The organism is Streptomyces sp. LaBMicrA B280, assembly GCF_049222185.1.
GTDB lineage: Bacteria > Actinomycetota > Actinomycetes > Streptomycetales > Streptomycetaceae > Streptomyces > Streptomyces murinus.
Map to the genome: position 1 here is coordinate 1 of NZ_JBMJCT010000019.1, position 12797 is coordinate 12797.

The following is a 12797-nucleotide window of genomic DNA, read 5'->3' on the forward strand; positions in this document are numbered from 1 at the left end:
CCGGAGACGGGGTATCAACATATCTGGCGTTGACTTTTGGCACGCTGTTGAGTTCTCAAGGAACGGTCGCTTCCTTTGTACTCACCCTCTCGGGCTTTCCTCCGGGCTTCCCTTCGGTGTTTCAAACTCTATCAGGCTTTTTCTGTCTCTCTGACCACCGTTCTGCGAGCATGCAGAAGGAGATCCAGAGTCAGGATCTGACGAGTTTATTTTCTGTTCGAGCGAGGACACTTTCGCGTCGCTCCGTCCCGAGCAGGAGTACGACTGTACAGGGGGCCTGGAACGGCATGCAAATCCGCCGGGTTGGTGGTCTAGACCACTAGCTGCTAGCTTTCATCCGGAACCGCCACTTCACATGACATACCCTGCTGCTCAGGCCCGCGAGCAGCTCCACTTCTGGGAGGCTCCCATGACCACCGTGACGTCCCCTCTCGCCGGACGTGCCATCGGACTGGCCGCCGTGCCGGACCCCGTCTTCTCCGGGGCGATGGTCGGCCCCGGCACCGCGATCGATCCGGTGCGTGAGCCCTCCGAGGCCGTGTCGCCCGTGGACGGCGTGATCATCTCCCTGCACCCGCACGCCTTCGTCGTGGTCGACGACAGCGGGCACGGCGTGCTGACCCACCTCGGCATCGACACCGTGCAGCTCAACGGCGAGGGCTTCGAGGTGCTCGTCAATAAGGGCGACACTGTGACCCGCGGTCAGGCCGTCGTGCGCTGGGACCCCGCGGCGGTCGAGGCGGCCGGCAAGTCCCCGGTGTGCCCCGTCGTCGCGCTGGAGGCCACGGCCGACGCCCTCTCCGCCGTCCGCGAGAGCGGTGACGTGGCGACCGGCGCCGACCTCTTCTCCTGGAACTGACACACATGCCGTCATGAGGACGGTGTTAAGGACGACCACCGCGGCGGCGGGGCCCGCCGCACTATCCGGAGACGGGTGAGATGGAGACAACGCTGCGAGGCGTCGGCGTGAGCCATGGCGTGGCGATCGGCGAGGTCCGGCACATGGGCACGGCGGTGCTGGAGCCGCCGGCCAAGCAGATCCCGGCGCAGGAGGCGGGGCGCGAGCAGGGCCGGGCCCGCCAGGCGGTCGACGCCGTGGCCGCCGATCTGACCGCGCGCGGCAATCTGGCCGGCGGCGAGGCCCAGGCGGTGCTCGAGGCGCAGGCGATGATGGCGCAGGACCCCGAGCTGATGGCGGACGTGGACCGGCGGATCGCCGTCGGCAGCACCGCCGAGCGCGCGGTGTACGACGCGTTCGCGGCGTACCGGGAGCTGCTGGCCGCGGCCGGTGAGTACCTCGCCGGCCGGGTGGCCGACCTCGACGACGTGCGGAACCGTATCGTCGCCCGGCTGCTGGGCGTGCCCATGCCAGGTGTGCCGGACAGCGATCACCCCTATGTACTGGTGGCGCGCGACCTGGCGCCCGCCGACACGGCGCTGCTCGACCCCTCGCTGGTGCTCGGCTTCGTGACCGAGGAGGGTGGCCCCACCAGTCACAGCGCGATCCTGGCGCGGGCCCTCGGGGTGCCGGCCGTGGTGGCGCTGCCGGGCGCGGGCGAGCTGGGCGAGGGCACGGTGGTCGCGGTGGACGGCAGCACCGGCGAGGTGTTCGTGCACCCGAGCGAGGAGCGCAAGGCGGAGCTGGCGGCGGCGGCCGCCGAGCGCCGGGCCGCGCTGGCCGCCTCGACCGGTCCCGGGGCGACGGCGGACGGTCATACGGTGCCGCTGCTGGCCAATGTGGGCGGTCCCGCGGACGTGCCGGCGGCGGTCGCGGCCGGGGCCGAGGGCGTCGGTCTGTTCCGTACCGAGTTCCTGTTCCTGGACGACAGTGAGCGCGCTCCTTCCGAGGAGAAGCAGATCGCTGCCTACCGGCAGGTGCTGGCGGCGTTCCCCGAGGGCCGGGTGGTCGTACGGGTGCTGGACGCGGGCGCGGACAAGCCGCTGGCCTTCCTGACCCCGGCGGACGAGCCGAACCCGGCGCTGGGCGTGCGGGGGCTGCGGACGCTGCTGGACCATCCGGACGTCCTGCGCACCCAGCTGACCGCGCTGGCGAAGGCCGCCGAGGGGCTGCCCGTGCACCTTGAGGTGATGGCGCCCATGGTGGCGGACCGCGCGGACGCGAAGGCGTTCGCGGACGCCTGTCGTGCGGCGGGGCTGCGGGCGAAGTTCGGGGCCATGGTGGAGATCCCGTCGGCGGCGCTGCGGGCGCGGTCGATCCTCCGGGAGGTCGAGTTCCTGTCGCTGGGCACCAATGACCTCGCGCAGTACACGTTCGCGGCGGACCGGCAGGTCGGCGCGGTGTCGCGGTTGCAGGATCCGTGGCAGCCTGCGCTGCTCGACCTGGTCGCGCTGTCCGCGGAGGCGGCCCGTGCCGAGGGCAAGAGCTGCGGGGTGTGCGGTGAGGCGGCGTCCGATCCGCTGCTGGCCTGTGTGCTGACCGGTCTGGGTGTCACCTCCCTGTCCATGGGTGCGGCGTCGCTGCCCTATGTCCGGGCGACGCTGGCGAAGTTCACGCTGGCGCAGTGCGAGCGGGCCGCGGCGGCGGCGCGGGCGGCGGACAGCGCCGAGGAGGCGCGGAGCGCGGCTCAGGGCGTGCTGTCCGGCGAGTAGCCGACGGGCGGCCGGTGGCCGTGTCGTACAGGGGCGTCCCGCCTTCGGGTGGGGCGCCCCTGGCGCGTCCTGACGGGTCCTTCGGCGCGTCCTCGGCGGCGATCCGTGGGCGTGCTGTCCGGTGGGTGCGGTCAGTGGTGGTGGTCCGGTGCGGTGCTCCCCTCCCCCAGGTCCGGTGGTGCGCAGTAGTCGACGCCGGGTTCCGGGGCGATGAGGTCGCCGGACTCGGCGTCGGTGCAGTAGGCGTCGAACACCTCGGCGGCGGTGAGCGGTTCGAGGGTGCCGGCGCGCAGCCGCCAGCCGTGGACGCGGTCCGCGGTGCCGGGGGCGCTGGTGCGCAGGACGAGTCCGCCGGGGCTGCGGGTGGCGAGGCCCAGGGCGAGGACGCTGGTGAACTCCAGGGCCTCGGCCTCGTCCAGGCGGGTCGCGCCGTGGGCGTCCTCGTCCCCGTGCAGGACGGAGACGAGGGTCTCGGGTGCTCCCATGACGGTGCACACGAGATGCCGGTCGCCGGGCGGCGCGGTGTCGAGGATGCGGACCACGAGGTCGGAGGCGCGGGTGAAGGCGGCGCGGCCGATGTCCTCGCCGCAGGTGGGGCAGGGGCCGAGGCGGGTCAGCAGGGTGGTGGCGTACTCCCAGGTGGCGCGGCGGACGGCCGCGTCGACGAGGGTGGGCAGGAGCGCGGCGAGCGGGCCGCCGTCGTAGGGGACGGTGGGGCCGGTGGTGGCGAGTTCGGCGGTGAAGCGGGTGCGGGTGGCGGGCAGGTCGGGGTCCAGGCCGGTCTCGGCGCAGTAGGCGGCGTAGTCCTCGGGGTCGAAGAGAGCGAGGGTGGTGTGGCCGCCGTACGCGGCGCGGTTCCGCAGGACGTCCTCGACCTGCCGGAGGTAGGTCGGGTGGTCGTCGAAGGTGAAGCTGCGGTAGCGCCGCATGGCGCGGAAGTCGTGTTCGTCGGCGAGCAGGCCGATGGTGCCGGCGATCTCGCGGCGCAGGACGCTGCGCATGGTCCGGTGGTCGGTGTGCGCCATGTTTCCCCCATGTGTGCGCGGTCGATCAATGCTCACTCACCGTAGTCGTCGGCACTGACAATGCCGGGTGTGGGGGCTCTGACCTGTGGCTTTGTGAACATGGGTGGGCCCCGGGTGCCCGCCGTCGTACTCGGTGGGTCCGGGGCCGTCCGCGCGTGGGAGGGGCGTCAGCCGCGTTTGCGGGCCAGTTCCTCGTAGAAGGCGAGCAGGGTGAGGTCGTCGATGGAGCCGGGGTTGACCGCCTTCTCCAGCGGGGTGCCCTGGAGGAGGCGCTTGACCGGGACCTCGATGCGCTTGCCGGTGAGGGTGTGCGGGACGCCGGGTACCTCGATGATCTCGTCGGGGATGTGGCGCGGCGAGAGCTGTTCGCGGATGGCCCGCTTGACCTTGTCGAGGAGCGCGTCGTCCAGGTCGGCGCCCGGGGCGAGGTGCACGAACAGTGGCATCCAGTAGCCGCCGTCGGCCTGTTCGATGCCGATGACCAGGGATTCCTTGATCTCGGGCAGGCGCTCGACCACCTCGTAGATGTCGGCGGAGCCCATCCGGACGCCCTGCCGGTTGAGGGTGGAGTCGGAGCGGCCGTGGATGATCACGGTGCCGCGCCCGGTGCGAGTGATCCAGTCGCCGTGCCGCCAGACGCCGGGGTAGGTGTCGAAGTAGCTGTCGTGGTACCGGCTGCCGTCGGGGTCGTTCCAGAAGCGGATCGGCATGGACGGCATGGGCTGGGTGACGACGAGTTCGCCCACCTCGTCCACGAGGGGCTCGCCCGCGGGGTCCCAGGCCTGGAGGTCGGTGCCGAGGGCGGGGGCCTGGAGTTCGCCGGTGTACACGGGCAGGGTGGGCACGCCGCCCGCGAAGCAGGAGCAGACGTCGGTGCCGCCGCTGACGGAGGCGATCCACAGGTCCTCGCCGACCTCGTCGTGCAGCCAGCGGAAGCCGTCGGGCGGCAGCGGGGAGCCGGTGGTGGCGACGCACTTGACGGCGGAGATGTCGTAGTCGCGGGACGGGTGGACGCCGGCCTTGCGGCAGGCCATGACGTAGGCGGCGGAGGTGCCGTAGAGGGTGGCTCCGGTGCGTTCGGCGACCTTCCACTGGGCGCCGGTGTCGGGGTATCCGGGGCTGCCGTCGTACAGGACGATCGTCGTACCCGTGAGCAGGCCGGAGACGAGGAAGTTCCACATCATCCAGCCGGTCGAGGTGTACCAGAAGAAGCGGTCCTCGGGGCCGAGGTCGCAGTGCAGGCCCAGTTGCTTGAGGTGTTCGACCAGGATGCCGCCCTGGGACTGGACGATGGCCTTGGGCAGGCCGGTCGTACCGGAGGAGTAGAGCACCCACAGCGGGTGGTCGAAGGGCACCTGTTCGAAGACGGGCGCGGTGTCGCCGGAGGTCACGGCGGACCATTCGAGGGCGCCCTCGGGGGCCTCGGTGCCGAGGAGCGGGATGTGGACGACGGCCCGCAGGGTGGGCAGTTCGCGGCGCAGTTCGGCGACGGTCTCGCGGCGGTCGTGCTCCTTGCCGCCGTAGCGGTAGCCGTCGACGGTGAACAGGACGACGGGTTCGACCTGCTGGAAGCGGTCGAGGACGGAGCGGGCGCCGAAGTCGGGGGCGCAGGAGGTCCATACGGCGCCGACGGAGGCGGTGGCGAGGAGGGCGACGACGGCCTGCGGGATGTTGGGCAGATAGCCGCTGACGCGGTCGCCGGGGCGTACGCCGAGGGCGCGCAGTTCGGCGGCGAGCGAGCCGACCTGGCCGCGCAGTTCGGCCCAGGTGACGGGGCGCGGCTCGTGGGTCTCGTCCACGTACAGCAGCGCGGGCTCATCGGGGCGGTCCGCGGCCGCGCGCAGGGCGTGCTCGGCGTAGTTGAGGGTGGCGCCGGGGAACCACTGGGCGCCGGGCATCGAGCGGTCGGCGAGGACCTGGGTGTACGGGGTGGAGAAGCGGACGTCGAACCACTCGGTGACGGCCTTCCAGAAGGCGTCCAGGTGGTCGACGGACCAGCGGTGCAGTGCGGCGTAGCCGCCGTCGGCCGGGGCCCCGTGGTGGGCGGCGGTCCACGCCTGGAACGCGGTGATGCGTGCCCGGGCGATCCGCTCGGGATCGGGCTGCCAGAGCGGCTGGGGGTTCGCGGTCGACATGGGGCGGCTCCCGGACTGTACGCGTCGTGTGCGTCGGTCCGCGCACGGCTGGGTGTGCGCGTGACGCGGCTGACAGGGACGATGCCATGTGATCGACTTCCGCACCAGGGTGAGCTTCATATCATCCGCCTGATGAAACTCATCGAAACTCGTCCGTCCGGTGAAACGGCGGGTCGGGCAGAGGTGAACGGAAATTGAACGGCACGCGCGCGCGGGGCGCTCGGTGGCAGGGTGAGCAGTATGAACGGTCGTGACCTGGTGCGTTCGGTGCGTGTGATCGGTTCGGGACGGGCTGCGAGGGGGGTGCGGGCGGCGTGGCGCAGACGGCGGATCGACGCCGCCGGGCTGCCCCGGCGGGGGGCGGAGCGGGCGCGGGTGCCCGGGCAGGTGGAGAGCGCCGAGCCGGGGCCCGGCGGTGGGGTGATCCGGTTCAGCCGGTCGGAGCTGCGGATCATGGTCGCGGTGAACGGCGCGGTGTTCTGGGGCTGGGACGGGGCGGCGCCGGGGCCGTCGTACGCGCTGGCGGGCAGCGGCCCCGAGCCGGATCCGCGGGCGGTCCTGGAGCCGGACAAGGACGGCGGCTGGCGGGTGGTGGCCGAGCGGGTGACGGTCGTGGTCTCGCGGCACGGCGCGGTGGAGGTGTGCACGCCGGGCGGTGTGGTGCTGCGCCGGGAGCTGCCGCCGCGCTGGTGGGAGCCGGTCGAGGGGGGCGTCGGACGGTGGATGCAGCGTTCGGAGGTGGCGGCGGACGCCCGGTTCTTCGGGCTCGGCGGGCGCGCGTCCGGGCCGCGGCTGCGCGACGGGTCGTACCGGCTGTGGAACACCGATCCCGGCGGTTCGTTCGCACCGGGTGACGATCCGCTGTATCTGACCATGCCGGTGCAGCTGGTGGTGGCGGACGCGGGGACGCACCTGATCTTCTACGACACCACGTGGGACGGCACGGTGGTGCTGCGCGAGGGCGAGGAGGGCGCGGGGTCGGGGCACGACCGGGCGGGTCGCTGCGAGCTGCGGATGGACGGCGGGCCGCTGCGCTGCTGGGTGATGGTGGGCCCGCCCGCGCGGGTGCTGCTCACCTGGGCCTCGCTGACCGGCGCGCCCGCGCTGCCGCCGGCCTGGGCGCTCGGTCATCAGCACGCGCGGTGGGGGTTCGGGAGCGAGCAGGAGGTGCGCCGGATCGTCGCGGGCTATCAGGAGCGCGGGCTGCCGTTGGACGCCGTGCATCTGGACATCGACCACTACGACGACCACCGGGTCTTCACCGTGGACCGGGAGCGGTTCCCGAAGCTGCCGGTGCTCGCGGAGGAGCTGCGGCGGGACGGGATCCGGCTGGTCTCGATCGTGGATCCGGCGGTGCGGGCGGCGCCGGGTGAGGCGGTGTACGACGGCGGTACGGCGGTGGACGCGTTCGTGCGGGACGCCTCGGGGCGGCCGGTGCGGGGGGTGGTGTGGGCCGGTGAGTCGGTGTACCCGGACTTCACGCATCCGCGGGCGCGTCAGTGGTGGGGCGGGCTGTACGAGGAGCGTCTTGAGCAGGGGTTCGCCGGGTTCTGGCACGACATGAACGAGCCGGTGTCCTTCAACGCCTTCGGTGAGCCGACGCTGCCGCGCTCGGCCCGGCACGCGCTGGAGGGGCGCGGCGGGGACCATCGCGAGGCGCACAACGTGTACGGGCTGTGCATGGCGCGCGCGGGATACGAGGGGCTGCGCGAACTGGCGCCCCAGGAGCGGCCGTTCCTGCTTACGCGGTCGGGCTGGGCGGGGGTGCAGCGGTACGGCGGCACGTGGTCGGGCGATGTGGCGACGGGCTGGCCGGGGTTGCGGGCGTCGCTGTCGCTGGTGCTGGGGCTCGGGCTGTGCGGGGTGCCGTACTCGGGCCCGGATGTCGGCGGCTTCGACGGCAGCCCGTCACCGGAGTTGTATCTGCGGTGGTTCCAACTCGGCGCGTATCTCCCGCTGTTCCGCACGCATGCGAGTCTCCGGGCCGGGCGGCGTGAGCCGTGGGAGTTCGGGTCGGAGGTGCTGGAGCACGCGCGGGCGGCGCTGCTCGAACGCCGGCGGCTGCTGCCGTACTTCGTGACGCTCTCCCATCTGGCCCGGCGCACCGGGGCGCCCTATGTGCGGCCGGTGTGGTGGAGCGCACCGGAGGACCGGGCGCTGCGCGACTGCGAGGACGCGTTTCTGCTGGGGGACGGTCTGCTGGTGGCACCGGTGCTGGACCCGGGCGCGGACCGGCGTGTGGTGCGGCTGCCGCGGGGGCGCTGGTACGACACGGCGACGGAGCGGGCCTACGAGGGGCCCGGCCAGGTCGTGGTGGACGCGCCGCTGTCCCGGATACCGGTGTTCGCACGGGCGGGCGCGGTGCTGCCGGTGCGCGGCGACGACGGCCTCGAACTGGAGACCTGGGCCCCGGCACCCGGCCGGACCGGTGGCGGCCTGGTGGTACGGGACGCGGGCGACGGCTGGGACGTACCGGAGCTGGAACGCTATGTGGCCCGCAACCACGGCGGGAAGGTGACGGTCACCCGCGAGGACGGGACCGGAGCGAGCGAGCCGGAGTGGCCGGTGCGGGTGCGGGTGCGGGGGCTGAGCTGAACTGGGCTGGGCTGGGCTGGGCTGGGCTGGGACAGGGTGGGGCGTCAGGTTGAGGGGGCTCGGGTGAGGCGGCTCGGGTGAAGCGGGCTCGCCCGGGGGCCGAGTGAGCTGGGCACGCGCGGCAGGGGGCGGGTGTCCGGGTGAGCCGGACTCGGATCCCGGTGAGACGGCCGCCAGAGACAGCGGAATGAGCCGAGAGCCCCGGAGGTCCGGGCCCCTGTCCGAAGGCCGGGCGGGGCGGGCATCTACGGCACCCGGGACGGCGCGTGCGGGTCGCCGGGTGAGCCGGGCTGGTGGAGGTGCCCGGCTCGGGGGCGGCGCGGGGGTCAGATGTAGCGGCCCTCGAAGAAGGCGCGGACCGCGGCGCCGTGGAGGGGGAAGGCGAGGTCCTCGGGACGGCGCAGGAGGTGCCAGCCCTCGGTTTCAGGGGTGGGGGCGGGCGGGGGCAGGAGGTCGGCCGGGCGTTCGGGGAGGAGGCCGAAGAGGAGCAGATGCCCGTCGGGGGAGCTCATGGCGTCGACGAGGCGGACGTCGCGGGCGGCGGCGTCGATGCCGGTCTCCTCCTTGAGTTCGCGGACGACGGCCTGCTTCCAGTCCTCGCGGTCGTCCACGTAGCCGCCGGGCAGGGCGGTGCCGCCGCGGGCGGGGGCGATGGTTCGGGTGATGACGACCAGGGCGGTGCCCTCGGTGTCGTACACGGGCTGGAGCGCGATCGCCACGGGCAGCGGGTTGCGGTAGGCGACCGTGCCGCAGGACGGGCAGGTGCGCGGCCAGCCGGTGACGCCCGCTCCATAGGGCACCCCGCAGGCGGAACAGTGCGATCCCGGTGCGGAGTTGGCGATGGGTTGCTGATTCTCGGACACGCGCGGACTGTATCCGATCACGGGAACGGCGTCTTCCGTGCGTGGTGTTGTCCGGTACGGACACGGTCTGCCCAATTCCCGTCGGACGTGGGACACTCCTGACGCTCCGTCAGATCAGTCCGATCCGCTGTGCCGGGAGGGGCTTTGCCGCACACCAGGACACCCGTGATCACCGGCTGGTTCACCGGCGAGGGGGACGGCTTCCGCCTCCTCGGCACCCGCTGCTCGTCCTGCGCCTCGGTCTTCTTCCCGCGCGAGGACGTCCACTGCCGCAATCCGCACTGCGCGGGCGGCACCCTGGAGGAGACCCCGCTGTCCCGGACGGGGCGCGTCTGGTCGTACACCGACACCCGGTACCGCCCGCCGTCCCCCTATGTGAGCGATACGGAACTCCCCTGGGAGCCCTACGCGTTGGTCGCCGTCGAGCTGGCGGCCGAGCGGATCGTGGTGCTGGGCCAGGCGGCCCCCGGGATCACCGTCGCCGATCTCGCGGTGGGGATGGCGGTGGAGGTCGTACCCGGAGTGCTCCATGCGGACGCGGAGACGGCCTGGACGACGTGGAACTGGCGGCCGGTGGGGGCGAGGTCATGACGGGAGACGTCGCCGTGCTCGGCGCGGGCATGCACCCCTGGGGCAAGTGGGGGCGCGGCTTCGTGGAGTACGGCACCGCGGCGGCCCGCGCGGCGCTCGCGGACGCCGGTGTCGACTGGCGGGACGTGGGCTCCGTCGTCGGCGCGGACACGGTGCGCGGCGGCTACCCGGGGTATGTGGCGGGGGCGTCGTACGCCAGGGCGCTGGGCTGGCAGGGCGCCCGGGTCACCAGTGTGTACGCGGCCTGCGCGTCGGGGGCGCAGGCGATCGCCGCGGCGCGGGCGCAGATCCTCGCCCGCCTCGCCGATGTGGTGCTCGTGGTGGGCGCGGACGCGGCGCCCAAGGGTTTCTTCCGGCCCGCGGGCGGGGACCGGCCCGACGACCCCGACTGGCTCCGCTTCCGGCTGCTGGGCGCCACCAACCCGGCGTACTTCGGGCTGTACGCGCGCCGGCGGATGGCGGTGCACGGCGACACACCGGAGGACTTCGCGCTGGTCAAGGTGAAGAACGCCGCCATGGGGGCGCTGAATCCGTACGCCCGTTACCGCAAGCGGGTCACCGCCGAGGAGGTCGCCGCCTCCGCGGTGGTCGCCGATCCGCTGCGGCTGCTGGACATCTGCGCCACCTCCGACGGCGGCGCCGCCCTGGTGCTGTCCTCCATGGAGTTCGCGCGTCGGCACGGCGCCGCGCGGCCGGTGCGGATCCGCGCGGTCTCCACGGTGACGCCCCGCTTCCCGAACCCGGTGCTCGACCTGCCGGACATCGCCACCGACCCGGCGGTCGCGGTGCGGCCCCCGGAGGAGACCTTCCGCGCCTCCCTCGCCCGCGCCGCCTACGAGGAGGCGGGCCTCGGCCCCGGGGACCTGGATCTGGCGGAGGTGTACGACCTGTCCACCGCGCTGGAGTTGCAGTGGTACGAGGATCTGGGGCTGTGCGGCGCGGGCGAGGGGGCGAAGCTGCTGCGGGAGGGCGGGACGGCACCGGGCGGGCGGACGCCCGTCAACGCCAGCGGCGGGCTCGCCTCCTTCGGTGAGGCCGTCCCGGCGCAGGCCATCGCCCAGGTCTGCGAGCTGACCTGGCAGCTGCGGGGCGCGGCGGGCGAGCGGCAGATCGAGGGCGCGCGGGTGGGCATCACCGCCAACCAGGGGCTCTTCGGGCACGGTTCGTCCGTGGTGGTGGTGCGGTGAGGGAACGACCCACGGGGTTCCGCACGCTGTGTGAGCGGCCCGGAATCCTGTGTGAACGTCTCATGAACTGGCCCTGGGCGCCCGCTCCCGGCGCCATCATGCTGCCGTGCGCTCCTGGACGGACTCTCTCCGCTTCGCCTTCCAGCCGCTGGTGAACCTGAGGACGGGCGCGGTCGCCGCGCTGGAGGCATTCGCCCGCCCGGAGACCGGCGACATCCTGGCCGAGGCCCGCCGCGACCCCGAACGGGACGGCGCGCTGGCCGCGTTGGCGCTGCGCTCGGCCATGCGCGCGGAGCGGCTGCTGCCGCTGCACGTGAACGTGTTCGCGGCCACGCTCGCCGACCTCGGCGGCCTCACCCCGCTGCACGACGCGGTGCGGGCGGAAGGGCGGGGGCCCTGGGAGGTGACGCTGGACGTCGTACCGCCGTACACGCAGGTGCCGCACCGGGCGTTGCTCGAAGCGGTGGCCGCGCTGCGGGAGCAGGGGTTCCGGATCAGCGCGGACGGGGTCGGGGACGGCGATGTGCCGCTGCGGCTGCTCACCGACCTCTCCCCCGATCTGGTCAAGCTGGACGCCTCGTTGCTGGCCAGACCGGCCGCCGTACGGGCGATGCGGACCCTGTGCGAGGAACTGGACGCCCTGGTCGCCGTGGAGGGGGTGGAGACCGAGGGGCAGTACGCGGCGGCGGTGTCGGCGGGGGCGCAGCTGGCGCAGGGCGAGCTGTTCGCGCCGCCCGCCCGGATCCCCGCGGCGGACGTCCATGTGCCGTCCTTCTCCCCCGCCGCGCCGATCACGCCCAGGAGCGGGCCGTCGGTGCGGGAGTTCGTGCGCCCGGCCGCCGTGCTGCCGGTGACGGCGTCGGCGGGGCAGGTGCGGGCCCTGCTGACCGGCTCGCCTGACGTCTCCGGGGTGCTGCTGGTGGACCAGGCGGGCCGGCCCGTGCGGTCGGTGCACCGCTCGCGCTTCCTGCTGTCGATGTCCGGCCGCTACGGCCACGCCCTGTACGCCGACCGTCCCGCCGCGCGGCTCGGGGACGCCCCGCGCACGGTCGGGGTGGACGCCACCGCCTGGGAGGTGCTGGACGTGGTGGCGATCGGCGGCCGGGACCGGATCAGCGACGATGTGGCGGCGCTGGACGCGCACGGGCGGTGCGTGGGTGTCGTACGGCTCGCGGACCTGGTGCGGGCGCTGGCCGAGAGCCGGGTGGAGGAGGCGGCCGGGCTCAATCCGCTGACCCGGCTGCCCGGTTCGGACGCGATCACCGGTGAGGTGGACCGGCGGATCGCGGACGGGCGGCCGTTCGCGCTGAGCTGGCTGGACATCGACCACTTCAAGAAGGTGAACGACGGCGCCGGTTTCGCCGCGGGCGACGAGCTGATCCGCTCGGTGGGGCGGGCGCTGACGCAGGCGATCGCCGGGCAGGCGCGGGTCGGGCACATCGGCGGGGACGACTTCCTGGTGCTGGCCGACGAGGAGACGCTCGGCCCGCTGGCCGCGGCGGTGCTGGACGCCCCCTGGTCGGCGGGCGGGCGGCCGGTCACGCTGTCGCTGGCGACCGTGGTGTGCGGGCCGGGCAGCGTGCACGACCACCGCCAGGCCGCCGCCCAGCTGGCTCCGCTGAAGCAGGCGGCCAAGGCGCTCGGCGGGGCCGGCTGGGTGCTCGGCCGCGCGGGGCTGACCGGACACGAGGTACGGCGGGCGGGCGGGGCGGTGGCTCCGGCGCGGGCGGCGGCCGCCGAGCCTCAGTGGTGAACGTCCCCTGGGCGTGGATGACTTGAGATCTGTTCTGG

The 12797-nt window shown here is 73.6% G+C and carries 9 protein-coding genes; 6 read left to right on the forward strand and 3 right to left on the reverse strand.

Annotated elements, in window-relative coordinates; translation table 11 throughout:
• Positions 1-409: 409 nt before the first annotated feature.
• Positions 410-859 (forward strand): PTS sugar transporter subunit IIA, encoded by a 450-nt coding sequence (locus ACLF5H_RS17970; protein WP_421677023.1) that lies wholly within the window; start codon positions 410-412, stop codon positions 857-859.
• 80 nt (positions 860-939) lie between these two features.
• On the forward strand, positions 940-2610 hold the full coding sequence (gene ptsP, locus ACLF5H_RS17975) for a phosphoenolpyruvate--protein phosphotransferase (protein WP_421677024.1): 1671 nt from the start codon (positions 940-942) through the stop codon (positions 2608-2610).
• 131 nt (positions 2611-2741) lie between these two features.
• Here the strand turns inward: ptsP and ACLF5H_RS17980 are convergent, their stop codons facing one another.
• Positions 2742-3635 carry a hypothetical protein gene (locus ACLF5H_RS17980; RefSeq protein ID WP_421677025.1) on the reverse strand — a complete coding sequence of 298 codons (894 nt, stop codon included), beginning with the start codon at positions 3633-3635 and terminating at the stop codon, positions 2742-2744.
• Positions 3636-3802: 167 nt separating this feature from the next.
• The gene (locus tag ACLF5H_RS17985) at positions 3803-5770 is read right to left on the reverse strand and encodes an acetoacetate--CoA ligase (RefSeq protein ID WP_421677026.1); all 1968 of its coding nucleotides are present in this window, start codon (positions 5768-5770) and stop codon (positions 3803-3805) included.
• Between the two features lie 240 nt (positions 5771-6010).
• Between ACLF5H_RS17985 and ACLF5H_RS17990 the strand changes: the two genes are divergently transcribed.
• Entirely contained in the window at positions 6011-8365 is a 2355-nt protein-coding gene (locus ACLF5H_RS17990; protein WP_421677027.1) for a glycoside hydrolase family 31 protein, read from the forward strand.
• A 326-nt stretch (positions 8366-8691) separates the two neighbouring features.
• On the opposite strand, the gene ACLF5H_RS17995 is transcribed toward ACLF5H_RS17990, so the two are convergent.
• Positions 8692-9228 (reverse strand): NUDIX domain-containing protein, encoded by a 537-nt coding sequence (locus tag ACLF5H_RS17995; protein ID WP_421677028.1) that lies wholly within the window; start codon positions 9226-9228, stop codon positions 8692-8694.
• A 165-nt stretch (positions 9229-9393) separates the two neighbouring features.
• On the opposite strand from ACLF5H_RS17995, the gene ACLF5H_RS18000 reads away from it, so the two are divergent.
• The 3 genes from ACLF5H_RS18000 to ACLF5H_RS18010 all read left to right on the forward strand — a co-directional run bounded on the left by ACLF5H_RS18000 (position 9394) and on the right by ACLF5H_RS18010 (position 12759).
• On the forward strand, positions 9394-9819 hold the full coding sequence (locus tag ACLF5H_RS18000) for a Zn-ribbon domain-containing OB-fold protein (RefSeq protein ID WP_421677102.1): 426 nt from the start codon (positions 9394-9396) through the stop codon (positions 9817-9819).
• Positions 9816-11006 carry a lipid-transfer protein gene (locus ACLF5H_RS18005; RefSeq protein WP_421677029.1) on the forward strand — a complete coding sequence of 397 codons (1191 nt, stop codon included), beginning with the start codon at positions 9816-9818 and terminating at the stop codon, positions 11004-11006. Before ACLF5H_RS18000 ends, ACLF5H_RS18005 begins: the two co-directional genes overlap by 4 nt.
• Positions 11007-11112: 106 nt before the next feature.
• The gene (locus tag ACLF5H_RS18010) at positions 11113-12759 is read left to right on the forward strand and encodes an EAL domain-containing protein (protein ID WP_421677030.1); all 1647 of its coding nucleotides are present in this window, start codon (positions 11113-11115) and stop codon (positions 12757-12759) included.
• The last annotated feature ends 38 nt before the right edge of the window (positions 12760-12797 follow it).

Bases quoted from the DNA above. Each gene is read 5' to 3' on its own strand.
- ACLF5H_RS17970 (WP_421677023.1), top strand. From the start codon at position 410: ATGACCACCGTGACGTCCCCTCTCGCCGGACGTGCCATCGGACTGGCC.
- ptsP (WP_421677024.1), top strand. From the start codon at position 940: ATGGAGACAACGCTGCGAGGCGTCGGCGTGAGCCATGGCGTGGCGATC.
- ACLF5H_RS17980 (WP_421677025.1), bottom strand. From the start codon at position 3,635: ATGGCGCACACCGACCACCGGACCATGCGCAGCGTCCTGCGCCGCGAG.
- ACLF5H_RS17985 (WP_421677026.1), bottom strand. From the start codon at position 5,770: ATGTCGACCGCGAACCCCCAGCCGCTCTGGCAGCCCGATCCCGAGCGG.
- ACLF5H_RS17990 (WP_421677027.1), top strand. From the start codon at position 6,011: ATGAACGGTCGTGACCTGGTGCGTTCGGTGCGTGTGATCGGTTCGGGA.
- ACLF5H_RS18005 (WP_421677029.1), top strand. From the start codon at position 9,816: ATGACGGGAGACGTCGCCGTGCTCGGCGCGGGCATGCACCCCTGGGGC.